This is a genomic window from Actinacidiphila alni, from assembly GCF_900112845.1.
In the GTDB taxonomy this organism is placed as follows: domain Bacteria; phylum Actinomycetota; class Actinomycetes; order Streptomycetales; family Streptomycetaceae; genus Actinacidiphila; species Actinacidiphila alni.
In genome coordinates, this window is sequence record NZ_FONG01000003.1 from 438,447 (window position 1) to 455,761 (window position 17,315).

Genomic DNA, 17,315 nt, shown 5'->3' on the forward strand with positions numbered 1-17,315 from the left:
CTCAGTCCTCCGCTGCGGGACGGGTGGTACGGGCGGCCCGGCGCGGGCTCGGCGCGATGGCGGCGGTGCCGGGGCCCGCGGTACGGGACTCCTCGACCAGTCCGGCGAGCACCGCCACCGTCGGTGTGCCCGCGTCGAAGAAGGACCGCACCGACAGGGACACGCCCAGCTCCTCGCGGAGCCGGGTGATCAGCTGCATGGCGAGCAGAGACTCGCCGCCGAGGTCGAAGAAGTCGTCGTGCGCGCCGACCCGGTCGATGCCGAGGACGGTGGCCCAGGCCCGCGCGACCGTACGTTCCAGGTCGTTGCGGGGTTCGGCGTACGGGGTGGCCAACGCAGGGCGCTGGTTGAAGGCCGAGCCGCCGCCGTACAGGCCGCCGCCGGCTTCCGGCCGGTCGTCGTCGGGCGTGTCGGACGGCCGCTCGCGGTCGGGCGCGGGCGTGTCGACCAGCTTGAGCACGAGCGGCCCGGAGCCGTCCGTAAGGGCGCCGGCGACACCGGCAAGCGCGGCGGCCGTGTCCGGCGGAAGGATCTCCACGCGTCCGCCCGCCGCCTCCAGCCGCCGAATTCGCTCCGCCGTCTCGGTCGATACGGCCCCCGGGCCGTCGCCGGGCGCACCCGCCGGCCCGGCGCGGCGGGCGGTCAGCAGGGCGTGGTCGGCCTCGCGCAGCCGCTCGCCGTCCCCCGGATACACCTCGAGCGCGTCGTAACCGGAGTCCGCGAGCAGCGCGCGCCAGCCGGCCGGCGGCAGCAGCGGGGAGTGTTCGCGCAGGTCGTCGGAGAAGTACCACCAGCCCTCGAAGAGCCCGGCGGTCAGCATCGACGGCCGCCGCTGCGAGGTGGCCTCCAGCAGGAACAGCCGCCCGCCCTCGCCCAGCAGCGACCGGACGTTCCCGACCGTGGTGCGCAGATCCGGCGTCGCGTGCAGCACATTGAACGCGAGCACCACGTCGAAGCCGCCCGCCTCGTACCCCTGCGGCGCCGGGTCCGCGGAGATGTCCAGCACCCCGAACCGCATGAAATCGATGTCCTTGGCGGCGGCGGTGCGCTGGCCCGCCAGCACGAAGGACCTGCCGAGGTCGGTGAAGTGGTATTCGACACCGGGGATGCCCTTGAGCGCGTCGGCGACGTCCCAGGTCAGATAGCCGCGCCCGGCGCCGACCTCCAGGACCCGGAGACGCCCGCCCTCGGCCTGCCGGGCCAGGCGCGCCACGGCCTGCGCGACCAGCCGGGTGTGCACGGCCACATCACTGGTGCCGACCCGCTGGTCCACCACCTCCTGCGAGATGTCGTCCGAGCCGTCCGGCAGCAACACCTGATGCCCGGGCACCGTACCGCCGAGCACCTCCGGGTAGCGGTCGGCGCAGCGCCGCAGCAGCGCCAGTTCGTCGGCGCGGTCCGGGTGGCGGGCCAGGACCGCGGCCTCCAGCGCGTCGATCCCGGCCTCCGCGTCCGGGTCGGGCGCCTGGCCGGGTGCCTGGCCGGGCGGCGTACGGAAGGTCACGGCGCCGTCGGCGTCGCTGACCAGGTGGCCGTCCTCCGCGAGCACGGCGAGCATCGCGTCGAGGAACGGCCGGTAGGCGGGCACGACGTCGACGGTCTCCGCGATCGCGTCGGCCGTGCTGCGCGCGCCGTCGCCGGTACGGACACCGGCGCCGTGCAGGAAACGCAGGATGTAGCGCGCGCACAGGGTGTCCAGGTCGCGCTGGAGGTCGGCCGGCGGGTGCTCCACCTTGATCCGGCCGCGCAGCAGCTCGTCGTCCTCGGTCAGCAGACCCGCCTCGCGGGCCGCGTCGATGTGCGCCACTGCCGAGGACCTGACCGCGGGGGTCGCGGCGCCCGGACCGGTGACCGTCGGGCCGGAGAACGCCGGATCGGCGGCCACCGGATCGGAGATCGCCGGATCGGTGACCAGCAGGCGGCTGCCCGCCGCGGCGAGTTCCAGCGCGCGGCCGAAGGCCGGCTCCCGCAGCCCGTCCGGTACGAGATACGTCCCCGACTCGACGGTACGGCGCGGCGCGTCCATCCAGAAGCGGCGCCGCTGGAAGGCGTAGCCGGGCAGCGGGATCCGCCGGCGCGGGCGGTCGTCGTACGGCGCGTGCCGGCCGATCGTGCCGCCCGCCGTCCACACATTGCCGAGCGCCGCCAGCAGCGCCTCGGCGTCGCCGTAGCCGTCCCGGGGGTGGCGCATCGCGGAGACGGCGACCGCGTCGCGGCCGAGCTGGAGCCCGGCCAGCCGGGTCAGGCCGCGCCCCGGGCCGACCTCCAGCAGCACCGGGCGGTACGCGTCGTGCAGGGCGGCCAGGCCGTCGGCGAAGCGGACCGTCTCCCGGGTGTGGCGCAGCCAGTAGCCGGGGTCGGTGGCCTGGTCGGCGGTGAGGGGCGCGCCGGTCAGATTGGAGATCAGCGGGGTGCGCGGCGCGCGCAGCGTGACGCGCGCGAGCGCCTTCGCGTACTCGGGCAGCATCGCGTCCAGCACCCCGGAGTGCACGGCGGTCGCCAGTCGCAGTCGCGAATGGTCCACACCCTCGGCGATGAGCTGCCGCTCCAGCGCGTCGATCTCGTCGGCGGGTCCCGACACCGAGCAGTGCAGCGGACCGTTGACCGCCGCGATGCCCAGACCACCGGTCAGCCGGCCCCGCAGCTGCTCCTCGGAGAGCAGCATACTGAGTGTCGCGCCGCCCGCGAGCAGCATCAGCCGCTCCCGTTCGGCGACCAGCGGCAGCACGTCGTCCAGCGAGATCACCCCGGCCAGGCAGGCGGCGGTGTACTCACCGAGGCTGTGCCCGAGCATGGCCACGGGGGTGACGCCGTACGCGGCGAGCTGCCGGGCGATCGCGTAACCCGTGGCGACGACGCCCACGAAACCGCCGCCGTCCGCGGCGAGTTCGGCGTGCAGATCCCGGCCGTGACGGGCCATCACCGAAGCGCATGCGTCGAGCGCGGCACGGAACTCCGGCTCGGACCCGTACAGTTCGGCGCCCATGCCCGCGAACTGCGTGCCGCCGCCCGGGAACAGCAGCGCCACCTGCCTGCCGTCGGCGGCCTCTCCCGCGCTGCCCGCGCCCTCGCGCAGCGCCCGCACCGCCGTGCCCAGATCCGGCGCGGTGACCGCGCGCCGGTAGGCGAACTCCTCGCGCCCGGAACGCAAGGTGTGGGCCACGTCGCGCGGGTCGAGCCAGGGCCTTGCCACCAGATGGTCGGCCAGCTCGGCGGCGCTGTCGGCCAGCGCCTGCGGCGACTTGGCGGACAGCGTGAACAGGTGGCGGCGGGTGTCGGACGCGGCCACCGCCGACGAGGGCGGTCCGGTCCGGTGGGCGGCCTGTACGGGCGCCTCCTGGAGGATCACGTGCGCGTTGGTGCCGCCGATGCCGAAGGAACTGACGCCCGCGCGCCGCGGCTCGCCCGGCACCCGCTGCCAGGGAGTGCGGCCCGTGGCGACCCTGAACGGGCTGCCGTCCAGCGGGATCAGCGGATTCGCCCGCTCGAAGTGCAGGCTCGGCGGTATCGCCTCGTGCTCCAGCGCGAGCACCGTCTTGATCACCCCGGCCACGCCCGCCGCCGCGTCCAGGTGACCGACGTTGGTCTTGACCGAGCCGATCGCGCACGCGCCCGGCCGCTCCGCGGTGTCCGGATCGGTCGCGAACGCGTCGAGCAGCGCCTGGAGTTCGATCGGATCGCCCACCGGGGTGCCGGTGCCGTGCGCCTCGACGTACGAGATCGCGCTCGCCGCGACACCCGCCGCGGCGTGGGCGGCGAGGATCACCTCGGTCTGCCCGGCCGCGCTGGGCGCCGAGAAACCGGCCTTGCGGTCGCCGTCGTTGTTGACCGCGGAACCCTTGACGACCGCGCGGATCGTGTCGCCGTCGGCCAGCGCGTCCGCGAGCCGCTTCAGCACCAGCACACCGACGCCGTCGCCGGGGAACATCCCGTCGGCCGCCGCGTCGAAGGAACGGCAGCGCCCGTCGGGGGAGAGCGGGCCGTCCGGCATGTAGTGATAGCCGGTCCTGGGCGACGGGTTGAGCGACGCGCCGCCCGCGAGCGCGACGTCGCAACTGTGGTCGAGCAGGTCGCGGCAGGCCAGGTGCAGCGCCACCAGCGAAGTGGAGCAAGCCGTCGAGACGCTGATGCCGGGTCCGGTCAGGCCCAGCTCGTAGCAGACTCGAGTGGCGAAGGAACTGGGGGAGTTGGCCGAGATCGCGGGCAGCAGGGCCATCGAGTTGGGCGCGTCGGCGATGTGCGGGTGCACCTTGTCGAGGAAGTAGCGGCTCTGGCTCGCCCCTGCGTACACCCCGATCAGGCCGTCGTACTCGCGCGGCGCGCACCCCGCCTGCTGGAGCGCGTGATAGGCGCATTCGAGGAACAACCGCTGCTGCGGGTCCAGGAGTTCGGCCTCGGTCGGGCGGAAGCCGAAGAAGTCCGCGTCGAAGAGGTCGATGCCGTCCACGGCCGCCTCGACCTTGACCAGATTCGGGTCCGCCAGCTCGCGCGGGTCGTTCCCGGCCGCCACGAACTCCTCGTCCGTGAAGGGCTTGGCGGCCTCGCGGCCTTCGACGAGCCCGGCCCAGAAGTCGTCGAGCGACGAGGAGCCGGGGAAGCGCCCGGCCATCCCGACGATGGCGATGTCGAGTTCCGGGTCGTAGTCGGGTCCGGGGTCCGCGACGGCGTCCACGGCGTCCGTGACTCGCGCGGTGTCCGTGGCGGGGGCGCGGTCCGGGGCGCGGCCGTGCTCGGTGGCGGGGCCGGGTCTGGTGTCCGCGCCGGGAGCGAGGCCGGGCGCTTGGTGGGGCGCGGGGGCCGGGGCGGGGGTCTGCGGAGTACGGGAGTCGGGTGCGGACATGGTGGGTGTCCCTTCCTGGCGCGGCAGGGCCGGCCGGGCATCGCCGGCCGGTCGGGGGAGGCGTTGCTGGGGTACGGTCCCCGCCAGCCGCGGCGGGGCGGCGTCGTGCGGGACCGTTTCGTACGGGGCGGTGCGGGAGGCCGGGGACGGGACGGCTCCGTGCGGGGCGCCCGCCGCCAGCTCCTCGATCAGGGCGGCGAACCGGTCCGCCAGCCGCTGCGTGGTGGACGCGGTGAACATGTCGGTGCGGGCGGTCACGGTGACCGTCATCGCACCCGTGCCGTCCGCGTCGTCGGCCACATCGAGGACCAGGTCGAAACGCGCGGTGCCGGGGTCGAGCGGATACTCGGCGCAGCGCACCCCCGGCAGGTCCAGGCCGCTGAGCAGGCTGGAACGGTAGGAGAACATCACGTCGAACAGGCGCGGCGCCCCGCCCCCGCGGTCCGGGCGCGCGTCCTCCACGACCGTCTCGAAGGGCACGTGCTGGTGCGCGTACGCCTCGGCGCACAGCGCGCGGACCCGGGCCAGCAGTCCGGTGAAGGCGGGGCCCTCGCCGCCGGGCGGACCGACGTCGACGGGCAGCACCATCACATTGCCGAAGTTGCCGATCAGCGGCTCGAATTCGGGCCGGGGCCTGCGCACCACAGGTGTGCCGAAGGGCACCCGCCCGCTCGCGCCGTGCCGCCGCAGCAGCAGCGCGGCAGCCGTGAGCAGCACCATGTACGGGGACGCCTGTTCGGTACGGGCCAGCGCCCGTATCCCCTCGGCCGCCTCGCGCGACACCGCCGCCCTGCGCCTGACCCCCTGCCGGGGCGCCCGCGCCGGGCGCGGCTGGTCGGCGGGCAGACGGACGGCGCCGCCGGGGCCGGCGAGCAGCCGCCGCCAGTAGCCGCGCGACTCCTCGAACGCGGCGCCGCGCAGCTCGTCGGCCTCCCAGCGCGCGAAGTCGGCGTACTGCCGGTCCACGGGCGCGCCTGCGTCGTCGCGGTAGGCGGCCGAAACCTGGCCGAGCAGGATCTCCCACGACAGGTCGTCGCAGGCGATGTGATGGATCGTCAGGAACAGCAGGTGCTCGCGCGGCCCGCTCCGCAGGAGCAGCAGCCGCAGCGGCAGATCCTCGGCGAGGTCGAACGGCGCGTCGGACCAGGCGCGTACGGCCGTCTCCGCCGACGCGTCCGGGCCCGTGCCCGGCGGAAGGTCGCGAATCTCGAAGGGCAGCAACGCGCTCTCGGGCGCCGCCACTTGGACGGCGGTGTCCGGTTCGTCGCCCCGGTAGACAGAACGCAGCACCTCATGACGCCGCGTCACGTCCTCGAAGGCGGCCCGCAGCCGCTCCGACTCCAGCTCCCCGGACAGCCGCACCCCGATGGTGAGGTGATACGCCGGGTCGTCGGGCGCGAGCCGGTGCAGGAACCACATCCGGCGCTGCGCCGAGGACAGCGGGGCGGGCAGCCGCGGCCCCCGGGCGGGCGCGGCGGCCGGCCCGACGGCGGTGGCACCGAGCCCGCGGTCGGCCAGCGCGCGGCGCAGCAACTCCTGCCTGCGCGCGGCCAGATCCGCCGCCCCGGCGCCGTCCGGCGCGCTCATGACGCCGCCGTCCCGTGGGTCTGTCCCGCGGCCAGCTCGGCGTCGATCTGCTCGGGGCTGAGATCGGCCACATACAGATGCACCGCCGCGATCTGCGCCATCCGGCCCGGCTGCGCCTCGTCCTGCGTCAGCACCTCGGCCATCCCGGCCACGTCGGAGGTCGCCATCAGCGCCCGCGCCGACAGCGACTCGTCGGGGAAGGTCTCCCGCAGCCGCGCCAGGATGCGCGCGCCGACCAGCGAATCGCCGCCCAGGGCGAAGAAGTTGTCGCGCGGCCCCACACGCGGCAGGCCGAGCGCCGCCGCCCATGTCCTGGCCAGCAGCTCGACCAGCGGATCGTCCGTACCGCCGGTGCTCTCCTCGACGGGCTCTGGCGGTGCCACCGCGGCCGTATGCGCCAGGGCCTCCCGGTCGACCTTCCCATTGCGGGTCAGCGGCAGGTCGGCGCGTACGGTGATGCCGCCGGGGACGAGATACGCGGGCAGCAGCCGGCCGAGATGGGCCCGCAGCTCCGCCTCGTCGGGCGCCGGCCGGCCGGGCGCGGGCACGACGAAGGCCGCGAGGCCGCGATGGCCCGCGAGGCCGTCGCGCCGCACCGGCACCACCGCGGCCCGGCCGACCCCGGGGTGCGCGGCCAGCGCCGCCTCCACCTCGGCGGGCTCCACCCGGCGGCCCGCGATCTGCACCTGCCCGTCCCGGCGGCCGACGAATTCGATCACCCCGTCCGGGCGGTAGCGGCCCAGATCACCGCTGCGGTACAGCCGTTCACCGGTCCGCGGATGGGTGACGAAGGCCGCGTCCGTGGCCGCCTGATCACCGAGATAGCCGCGGGCGACCCCGGGCCCCGAGCAGTACAGCTCCCCGGCCACCCCGTCCGGCCGGTCCCGCAGCGCGCCGTCCAGCACGTGATAGCGGGTGTTGGCCAGCGGCGTCCCGTACGGCACGGACGACCACTGCGGGTCGATCCGCTCGACCGGATACCAGATGTTCCACAAGGTGGTCTCGGTCGGACCGCCGACCGAGACGAGCCGGGCGGCCGGGAAGCGCCGCTCCAACTCGCGTGCGGTGGGCAGCGGGATCCAGTCGCCGCCGAGGAACACCAGGCGAAGCGCGTCGGGTTGGGGACCCGAGGGCGCATCGGCGCCGGTGGTCGCCTCGGTGTCGGAGATCCGGCCGAGCAGCATCTCCATCATCGCGGGTACGGAATTCCACACCGTCACCCGGTGACGGTCCATCAGATCGAGCCAGTGCGCGGGATCCGTACGGCGGTCCGCTTCCGGCAGCACCAGCGTGCCGCCCGCGCCCAGCACCCCGAAGACGTCGAAGAGCGACATGTCGTGGTGCAGCGCGGTCAGTCCGAGGCAGCGGTCGCCCGGGCCGATCCCGAAGCGTTCGACGGTCTCCCGCAGGCAGTTCACCACGCCCCGGTGCTCGATCATCACGCCCTTGGGCGTGCCCGTGGTCCCGGACGTGAACAGCACATACGCCAGATCGGCCGGGCCGCGCGAGGCCGGCGGCGGCTCGGTGGCCTCCGGCGTGGGACCGTCCGCGCGCAGCACCCGCCACGGGCCGTCGGGTACGGCCCCGGCCAGCGGCGTATGGGTGACGACGGCCGTGGGCGCGGCGGCGTCCAGCAGGGTGCGCAGCCGGCCCGTCGGGGACTCGGGGTCCAGCGGCACATAGGCGCAGCCCGCCAGGAGCACCGCGAGCGCGGCGACCACCTGCTCCTCGCCCTTGTCGAGCAGGAGGGCGACCAGGTCACCCGGCCGCACCCCGGGCTCGGCGCGCAACCGGTGCGCCAGTCCCGCCGCCCGCGCGCACAGGGCGCCGTAGCTGAGTGTCCCCGAGGCGCTGACCAGGGCCGGGTCTGCCGGCCGCGCGGCGGCCTGCCGCAGGAAGGCGTCCTGCACCAGCTCGTCGGGGACCGGCCGGGGCGCGCCCTGGGCCGCCTCCCGGCGGGCCCGCTGGTCGGCGGGCAGCAGCCCCGGATCGTCCAGCTCCCACACCTCGGGCTCGTCCGCGAGGCGGGTCAGCAGCGTCGTCCACGCCTCGAACATCGCGTCCAGCACCTCGGGCGCGAACAGCTCCTCGACCGCGTCCCAGTTGCAGGACAGGGTGCCGCGCCGCTCCTCCACCTGCGCGTCCAGGTGCACCTGGGGCGTCTGCGTGATCCCGTACACCTGGGTGAGGGCCCGCTCCAGGGCGTGCGGCACGGGCTCGCTCAGCGCGAGGGTGCTGGTCAGGACGACCGGCAGCCGGGCGCGCTCACCGCCGCGCGCCGCGGTGAGGCGGCGCAGCAGCCGTACGCCGCTCAATTCGCGGTGCTCCAGGCCCTCCAGGAGACGGCGCTGCAACGCCCTGGCGCGCGCCGCGAAGCTCCCCGGCTCGCGGTGGTCGGCCTCGACCAGGGTGAAGGAGGCGAATTCGCCGACCAGGTCGGCCGCGCCGGGCACGCCCGGATCGCGGTTCATGCTGGGCACATTGAGGGTGAAGCGGTCCGTGGCGCTCCACCGGGCGATCACCTCGGCGTACGCGGCGAGCACCACACCGGTCGGTGTCAGACCGGCCGCCGCGGCGCGCTGCCGCAGCCGCGCCCAGGTGTCCCGGTCCAGGACGGCCTCACGGCGGACGAAGCGGGGCGTGCGGACGGCGTCCGGGTCGGTGCGCAGCGGCAGTTGCGGGGCGTCGGGCAGGTCGCGCAGCCGCTCGTCCCAGAAGTCCTCGGCCTCGCGCACCGCCGCGTCGTCGACCAACTCGGCGGACTCCTGTACGTACCGCGCGAAGTCACCGCGCGGCGGCGGCAGTTCGGCGTCGGGCCGCTCGTAGAAGGCGGACAGGTCGCGGTACATCACATGCCAGCTCGCCCAGTCCACGGTCAGCCCGTCGAAGCCGACGTGCACCCGGCACACACCGTCGCCGAGCAGGCAGACCGCGACGGAGAACAGCGGCCAGACGTCCGCGGGCTTCACCTCGTGCGACATGCGCTGCCGCAGCGCCGCGAGCGTCGCCCGGACCTCCTCCTGCGGCCGGTCGCGCAGATCGAGGATCTCGACCGGCGGATCGGGGACCTCGGGCAGCTCCCGCTGCTCCTGGCGGTCCGGGTCGACGACCGTGCGCAGCATGCCGTGCCGGTCGACCAGCAGCCGCCACGCGTGCACGAACCGGCCGACGTCCAGCGGGCCTTCGAGCTCCAGATAGGCGTGCGTGCTGACGTTGCCCAGCGGATACAGGTCGCCGCGGCCGACGAGATACGCCTGCTGGGTGTCGGTGAGCGGGAAGGCCGGCGAGGCGGCCGTGCCGGGGGTGGTGGCGCTCATCGGGCGGCCTCCTCGTCGGGACGGGCCGGTCCGCCGTCGGCGGCGGGCGCGGACCCGGGCAGAGATCCGGGTACGGGGCCGCCGGGCGGTGTGCGGTCCGGGCCCGCACGGCGCGACCTGCGCAGCGTCAGCGCCTCGCGCCCGCGCATCGCCCGCGCCCTGGCCCGCGTCTCGGCCTCGGCCGGCGCGGTCTCGCCCGCCGCCCCGTCGCCGTCACCGGACTCCAGATACGCCGCGAGCCGCGCCACCGTCGCGTTGCCGAACAGGGCGAGCAGCGGCACCTTGCGGCCGAGCCGCTGCTCGATGAGCGTCTGCACCCGGATCACCAGCAGCGAATGGCCGCCGAGGTCGAAGAAATTGTCGTGCGCCCCGACCTTCTCGGCGTCCAGCACCTCCGCCCAGATCCTGGCGATCTCGTCCTGGGTGCCCACCGCGGGCGCCGTGTAGCCGCCGCCCGCGCCCGCCGTCGGCAGCGGCAGCGCCATGAGCGCCTTGCGGTCGACCTTGCCGGCCGTGGTCAGCGGCAGCTCCGGCAGCACGAGTACGGTCCTCGGCACGGCGTGGGCGGGCAGCAGCCCGCCGAGCCAGCCGCGCAGCGCCTCCCCGTCCGGCTCCGGCCCGTCCTCGTCCGCACCCGCGACCAGCGCGCAGTAGCCGATCAGCTCATGGCCGCCGCCCGCGGCGGCCCGCGCCAGCACCGACGACTGCCGCACCTGCGGATGCCGGGCCAGCACCGCCGCGACCTCGCCCGGCTCGACCCGGAAGCCGCGGATCTTCACCTGGTCGTCGAGCCGCCCCAGGAACTCGATCTCGCCGTCGGCCCGGAAACGCGCCAGGTCCCCGGTCCGGTACATCCGCCCGCCCGGCACATCGGCGTACGGGTCGCCGATGAAGTATTCGGCCGTCCGCGCCGGGTCGTTGAGATAGCCGCGCGCCAACGGCAGCCCGCCGACGTGCAGTTCGCCCCGTACGCCGACCGGCACCGGGCGCAGCGCCGGATCGAGCACGTACAGGCGGGCGTTGGGGTTGGGGCGGCCGATCGAGATGCGGCGCGCCTGCTCACCGGGTTCGAAGACCCGGCAGCTCACGCCGATGGTCGTCTCGGCGGGGCCGTAACCGTGGTACATCCGGGCGCCGGACGCCTGCCGGAAACGCTCGTAGAGGTCCCCGGTCAACGCCTCGCCGCCGCACCACAGATGGCGCAGCGAACGGATCCGCTCCGCCGCGTCGGCGCGCTCCAGCAGCACGTCCAGCATCGAGGCGACGATGTACAGGAAGGTGACGCCGTGCCGCTCGACGGTGGCCAGCAGCCGGTCCACGTCACCGTCGTCACCGGGCTCCGCGACGACCAGCCGGGCGCCCGCGACCAGCGGCAGGAACAGCTCGTTGATGGAGATGTCGAAGCCCAGCGGCGCCTTGTGCAGCACCGCGTCGTCGGTACGCAGCCCGAGCTTGCCGATCTGCCAGATCATCCGGTTGCAGATGGCCTGCTGACGGATCATCACCCCCTTCGGGGTGCCCGTCGAGCCGGAGGTGTGGATCACATAGGCGATCCGCTCCATGTCAGTTGCGGCGGCCCGTACGGGCGTCTCGCTGGTCACTTCGGTGGCGTCCTCGTCACCGGCCGGCGCGTCGGGACGCAGGACACGGATGTCGGTGCCGGCGAGCAGCCGGTCGGCGTCGCCTTCGCCCACCACAAGACGCAGCCCGCAGTTCCCGGCGATGTCGCGCACCCGCGCCGCCGGCCAGGAGACCTCGAGCGGCACGAAGGCGCCCTGCGCCTTCAAGACCGCGAGCAGCGCCACGACCAGGTCGACCGAGCGCTCCAGCAGCACTCCGACCAGCGTCTCGGGGCCCACGCCCTGCTGCCGCAGCCGGTCCGCGAGCGCCTCGGCGCGCGCCTCCAGACCGCCGTAGGTGAGGACGGCCGCACCGCACTCGACGGCGACCGCGTCCGGGTCGCGCAGCGCCGCCTCCCGGATCAGCGCCGCCAGGTCCCGGTCGACCAGCGGGTCGTCGCCCTCGACGGGGTGGCCCCAGCGCAGCAGCAGCTCCTTCTCCTCGTCGGGCACGATCTCCAGCGCCGCCACCGAGACGTCCTCGCCGCCCGACGCGACCGACTCCAGCAGCCGCACCAGATGGGCGGCGGTGCGGGCGACGGTCTCCGCGTCGTACAGATCGGCGTTCCCGGTCACCGCGCCGTGCAGAGTGCCGTCGGACTCCCAGCAGTTGAGCACCAGGTCGAAGCGCGCCGAGTCCACCTCCTGCTCGACCGGCTCGGCCCGCAGCCCGGCGATCTCCGCGCCCTGCGGCGGGGTCTGCATCACCGCGAGCACCTGCGGCAGCGGGCCCGCGCTCGTGGAACGGTCCCAGCGCAGCTCCGAGGCGATGGCGTCCAGCGACACCTCCTGCCGGGCGTACGCGTCGTGGCACGTGCCGCGCACCCGGTCGAGCAGCGCGCCGAAGGACGTGGCCGGCTCCACCTCGGTGCGCAGCACCAGGGTGTCGGCGAAGCAGCCCACGGCCTGGTCGAGTTCGGGGCGCTCCCGGCCGTGCACCACGGAGCCGACCGTGATGCCCTGCTGCCCGGTGTAGCGGTGGAGCAGCGCGGTCAGCGCGGCGACGGCGGCCATGTACGGGGTCGCCTCGTGCTGCCGGGCGAGCCCACGGACCGTGGTCCAGACGTCCGGGGCCACCGTGAAACGGTGCGAGACGGCGAGCGAGCCGGGTACGGCAGGCCGCGGCCGGTCGGTCGGCAGGTCGAGGCGCGGCGGCTCGTCGCCCAGCACCTCCCGCCAGGCGGCCAGATGCTCGGCGTACTCCGGGCCCGCCTCGTGCTCCGCCCGCCAGCGCGCGTAGTCCCGGTAGGAAACCCCGGGCGCGGGCAGCGGATTGGGCAGGCCCGCGCCGAACGCCTCGTACAGCGCGTACAGCTCGCGCAGCAGCACACCGAGCGACAGGCCGTCGGCCACCGCGTGGTGCACCACGATCATCAGGACGTGCTCGCCGTCGTCGTGCCTGAGCAGTCCGAAGCGGACCAGCGGGCCGTGCGCCAGGTCGAAGGGCGCCGTGTCGAGGCCGGATATCCACTCCGCCTCGCCCGCCCGGTCGCCGCCCGAGTCCGCAACGAGCAGAGGGAGTTCGAGCCGGTCGGCGACCGTCTGGTGCAGGGTGCCGTCGCTGTCGGCGAAGGTGGTGCGCAAGGAGTCGTGGCGGGCGAGGAGTTCGGTCAGCGCGGCCCGCAGCGCCGCCTCGTCCAGCGGCCCGGTCAGCCGTACGGCCTGGCCGATGTTGTACGCCGCGGTGCCGGGGTGCAGTTGGCCGTGCACCCACATCCGGCGCTGCGCGCCGGTGGCCGGTACGGGACCCGGGTCCTCCTGGTGGACGATGGCCTGCGGACGGGCGGCGCCTGACAGCCAGCGGTCGAGGAGTTGCCGCTTGGCCTCGGACAGCGTGTCCTGGGCGGGCGCGGACTCCTCGGCGGTGCGGGGCTGCGAGAGGGCGTCGGTCATGGGGTCTCCCGGCTTCCGTTCGTATTCCGTGCGGGTGGGGTGCGGAGCGCGCCGTACGTGATGGGCGGTCGGTCCGGGCGCGGGCGGTCGCGTACGCCCCGGTCGCGGGTCGGGCCCGTCCCGGGCGGACCTGCGAACAGCCGTGGCGGTGGGGCCTGTTGTGCGGGCCGGGGCCCGGCACCGGTCTTGGTGGTCCGGCCGGGTCCGCGCCTGGTGCTATCCGAGTTCGGCGGCCAGGGCCGCGGCTTCCTCGTCGGTGAGTGCGGCGAGCTTGTCGTGCAGGCGGCGCCGGAGGCGGTCGGCGTGCCCGGCCGCGGTCGGCGGGGTGTCCAGCAGATCGGTGAGGTCCGTGCTGACCGGGAGGATCGCGCGCAGCGTCGTGGTGACCCGCGCGGCGAGCAGCGAATGGCCGCCCAGGTCGAAGAAGTTGTCGTCCCTGCCGACCCCCTCGATCCCGAGCGCACTGCCCCATGCCTCGGTGACCAGCCCTTCCAGCCGGTCGGCCGGCGGCGCGTACGCCGTCTCCAGCGGGGGCCGGGGATGCGGCGCCACGGCGAGCGGCGTACCGCTCCCGGCGGCCGGCCCGCTCTCCGCGAAGCGCGGCGGCGCCACCCAGTGACGGGCCCGCTCGAAGGGGTACGTGGGCAGCGCGACCCGCCGCGGCGGCTCGGCCACCGGTTCGGCGGGCGGGGTGTCGCCGCCCTCCGCCCAGGCGCGGGCCCGGGCGAGCAGACCGGCGGGTACACCAGAGGGCTGGTCGCCCGTGTGCGCCGCAGCGTCGTGGGGCGTGGGCCGGTCCGCGGCATCGGGACCGGATCCCGAGCCGTCGGCCGGATCAGCGGGGGAGTGGACCGCGCCGGCCCCGTTCGCGTCGGGCGCGAAAGCCCCGTCCTGGCGCGTACCGCCGCCCCCGGCAGCGGAGCCGGACACCGGCCGGACGACCGACCACCCCGGCCCGGCTGCCTCCGTACCCTCGTCGGCCACCGAGCGCAGCGCGGCCAGGGCCTCGCGGCGGCCCCGGGCCAGGACGACCGCGCGGCGGGTGAAGCGGGCCCGGCCGGTCAGCAAAGTGTGGGCGACCGCGTCCAGAGCGAGGTCCGGCCGCTCCTCCAGGTGAGCGACCAGCCGGGCGGCCTGGGCGCGCAGCGCGGGGTCGGTACGGGCCGACAGGGGCAGGACGTGCCAGCCGCCCGCGCTCGCCGTCCGCCGCGCCGACAGCGCCTGCCCGGGCGCCTCCTCCAGCACCACATGGGCGTTGGTGCCGCCGATCCCGAAGGTGTGCACGGCGGCGCGGCGCGGCCGGTCGCCGCGCTTCCACGAGGTGAGCGAGGTGTTCAGCCGGAAGGGGCTGGATGCGAAGTCGATCTCCGGATGGGGCTCGGTGGCGCCCACCACGGGCGGCAACTCCTCGTGCTCCAGGGCGAGCAGCACCTTGACCAGTCCCACGGCCCCGGCCGCCGCCCAGGTGTCACCGACATTCGGCTTGGCGGTGCCGAGACGGCAACTCCCGGTGGGCGCACCGGCGTAGCCGTCGGTGAGCGCGGTGATCTCCAGCGCGTCGCCCATCGGTGTGCCCGTGCCGTGCGCCTCCACATAGTCGATGTCGGCGGGCGCGACCCCGGCCACGGCCAGGGCCTCGGCCGCGACATCGCTCTGCGGATCCACCGCGGGCGCGGTGAAACCGGCCTTGGCGGCGCCGTCGTTGTTGACGGCGGTGCCGCGGATGACGCCGAGCACGGGGTCGCCCGCGGCCAGCGCGTCCGACAGCCGGCGCAGCGCGAGCACCGCGACGCCGTCGCCCGGTGTGGTGCCCGCCGCCTTGGCGTCGAAGGCCCGGCAGCGGCCGTCCGGCGAATTGACCCCGCCCTCCCGGTACACATAGCCCGAGCGCTGTGGGAAGTAGATAGTGGCGCCGCCCGCCAGGGCGAGGTCGGACTCCCCGCCGAGCAGGCTCTGCACCGCCAGGTGCACGGCGACCAGCGAGGTCGAGCACCCGGCCTGCACGGTGACGCTCGGCCCGGTGAGGTCGAGCTTGAAGGACACGCGCGAGGCGAGGAAGTCGCCGCTGTTGCCGAGCAGATTCTGGAACGGCCCGGCGCCTGGCCCTGCCGCCGCCTGGTGCGGATGCAGATGGTGCAGGAAGTAGCTGTCGGGCCCGGTGCCCGCGAAGACGCTCACCGCGTCCTCGGCGAAGCCGCGCGGATCGTGTCCCGCGGACTCCAGCGCCTCCCACGCGCACTCCAGGAAGAGCCGGTGCTGCGGGTCGGTGGCGGCGGCCTCGCCGGGGCTGTAGCCGAAGAAGGCCGCGTCGAACAGCTCGGGTCCTTCGATCACCGGCCGGGTCCTGACCCGGGCAGGGTCGTCCAGGGCGGCCGGCGGCAGACCGGACGCGAGCAGGTCGTCGTCGCTGAAGGTGCTCAGCGATTCGACACCGGCCCGCAGATTCCGCCAGAACGCCTCCGGTGTGTCGGCGCCGGGCAGGCGGACCGCCATACCGACGACGGCGACGGCCTCCGCCGCGTCGGGCGGTGCGGGTATGCCATGGGCCACGAAAGGTCAACTCCCTTGTGGGGTGCGGTGGGGACTGTCGGCCGCACGCGGTGCGGCACTCGTGCCGGCCGGCCCGGGCAGGCGCGGCGAAGGGCGACGGCGGGGCATGGAACGGCTCGGCGGCTCCTGCCGTACGGACGTGCCGCGGGCGTCGTGCGGAGGTCGTGCGGATTCCGTAGCGACGCGGTGCCGGCCGCCGTACGGAATCCGGTGCGGGCGCTACCGCCCGGCCGTGCCGTCCCAGCCGAGCCGGCCGATGACCAGGGACGTCACCTCGGCGGGCTGTTCCAGCAGGTAGAAGTGCCCGCCGGGGAAGGTGAGGTGTTCGAAGGACCCGCTGGTGGTGCGCCGCCAGCCCTCGACCTGGGCGGTGGACACCGTGCCGTCCTGCTCGGCGGCGATCGACACCATGCCGGTGCGCAGGGGCGGGCCGGGGGAGGGGACGTAGGTCTCGATGAGCCGGTAGTCGTTGCGGACGATGGGCAGCAGATACGCGCGCATCTCGGGGTCGTCCAGCAGCGCGGGCGGGGTGCCGCCGGTGTCGCGCAGCACATCGGCGAACCGGTCGTCGTCCAGCAGGTGCCGGTCCCTGCTGGTCATACCGTGCGCGGCGGGAGGGTGCCGGGCGGAGACGAACAGCCGCTCCGGCTCGGCGCCGAGCGCCTCCAGACGGCGCGTCACCTCGTAGGCGACGAGCGCGCCCATGCTGTGGCCGAGGATCGCGAACCGCCGGTCGAGCAGCGGGAGCAGCGCGTCGGTGGCGAGATCGGCGAGTGTGTCCATGTCGTCGATCAGCGGCTCGCCGGCGCGTGCCTCGCGGCCCGGGTACTGGACGGCCCGCACCTCGACGTCGACGGGGAAACGTTCCGCCAATGAGCGGTAGAAGCCCGCGCCGCCGCCCGCGTGCGGAAAGAGCACCAGGGTGGGCGGACGGTCGCCCGCGGCGCGGAAGGTGCGCAGCCAGGGCGACTTGGTGACCGGAGTGGAGGTCATGAGGCGGCCCGCCCCTCCTCGACCAGCCGCCACCACGCGAGCAGCGTCGGCTCCTCGATCATGCGGGCGAAGCTCACCCGTACCCGGTGTCTGCGCAGGTGCGCTGAGATGGTCATCACCTTGACCGAGTCGACCCCGGCGGCGACGAGATTGTCGTCCTCACCGAGCCGTTCCGGATCGATGCCGAGCACCTCCGCGACGGTACGGCGCAGGCCGTCCGGGTCGAGATTCCCGGCGGCCCCGATGGCCCCGGCCTCCGCCGCGGTCCCGGCGGTCCCGGTCGTCGTGGACGGTGCGTCAGGGCCTGTCGCGGTGGCGGACGGCCCCACTGGATTCGGCGTCACTGTTCCCCTCGCTCGTTCGGTGGCACCGCCGCCCGGCCTGCCGTAGGGGCAGCTCCGGGACGCGGTGCCGGCTTCGGATCACACGTGGACACACCGGCGGATGCTAGCTAGGCTCATCACGCTTAGGCAAGGCTACCCTAAGTATTTTGCGACATCCCGTCATTCACCTCAC

Annotated in this window: 6 protein-coding genes; all 6 read right to left on the bottom strand. The window is 74.9% G+C overall.

Annotated elements, in window-relative coordinates; translation table 11 throughout:
• Position 1: 1 nt before the first annotated feature.
• Positions 2 to 6,427: a type I polyketide synthase gene (locus BM076_RS37945; protein WP_093712595.1), complete on the bottom strand. Its 6,426-nt coding sequence runs from the start codon at positions 6,425 to 6,427 to the stop codon at positions 2 to 4.
• Positions 6,424 to 9,744 carry a non-ribosomal peptide synthetase gene (locus BM076_RS07665; RefSeq protein ID WP_093712596.1) on the bottom strand — a complete coding sequence of 1,107 codons (3,321 nt, stop codon included), beginning with the start codon at positions 9,742 to 9,744 and terminating at the stop codon, positions 6,424 to 6,426. The genes BM076_RS37945 and BM076_RS07665 overlap by 4 nt, the downstream gene beginning before the upstream one ends.
• The gene (locus BM076_RS07670) at positions 9,741 to 13,256 is read right to left on the bottom strand and encodes a non-ribosomal peptide synthetase (protein ID WP_093712597.1); all 3,516 of its coding nucleotides are present in this window, start codon (positions 13,254 to 13,256) and stop codon (positions 9,741 to 9,743) included. The genes BM076_RS07665 and BM076_RS07670 overlap by 4 nt, the downstream gene beginning before the upstream one ends.
• A 216-nt stretch (positions 13,257 to 13,472) precedes the next feature.
• Positions 13,473 to 15,806 carry a polyketide synthase gene (locus tag BM076_RS07675; protein ID WP_245795829.1) on the bottom strand — a complete coding sequence of 778 codons (2,334 nt, stop codon included), beginning with the start codon at positions 15,804 to 15,806 and terminating at the stop codon, positions 13,473 to 13,475.
• Positions 15,807 to 16,025: 219 nt separating this feature from the next.
• The gene (locus tag BM076_RS07680) at positions 16,026 to 16,799 is read right to left on the bottom strand and encodes a thioesterase II family protein (RefSeq protein WP_093712598.1); all 774 of its coding nucleotides are present in this window, start codon (positions 16,797 to 16,799) and stop codon (positions 16,026 to 16,028) included.
• Positions 16,796 to 17,143 carry a phosphopantetheine-binding protein gene (locus BM076_RS07685; protein WP_093712599.1) on the bottom strand — a complete coding sequence of 116 codons (348 nt, stop codon included), beginning with the start codon at positions 17,141 to 17,143 and terminating at the stop codon, positions 16,796 to 16,798. The genes BM076_RS07680 and BM076_RS07685 overlap by 4 nt, the downstream gene beginning before the upstream one ends.
• Between the last annotated feature and the right edge of the window lie 172 nt (positions 17,144 to 17,315).

Excerpts from the sequence above, each read along its gene's own strand:
- BM076_RS07670 (WP_093712597.1), bottom strand. The coding sequence starts at position 13,256 with ATGACCGACGCCCTCTCGCAGCCCCGCACCGCCGAGGAGTCCGCGCCC.
- BM076_RS07680 (WP_093712598.1), bottom strand. The coding sequence starts at position 16,799 with ATGACCTCCACTCCGGTCACCAAGTCGCCCTGGCTGCGCACCTTCCGC.
- BM076_RS37945 (WP_093712595.1), bottom strand. The coding sequence starts at position 6,427 with ATGAGCGCGCCGGACGGCGCCGGGGCGGCGGATCTGGCCGCGCGCAGG.
- BM076_RS07665 (WP_093712596.1), bottom strand. The coding sequence starts at position 9,744 with ATGAGCGCCACCACCCCCGGCACGGCCGCCTCGCCGGCCTTCCCGCTC.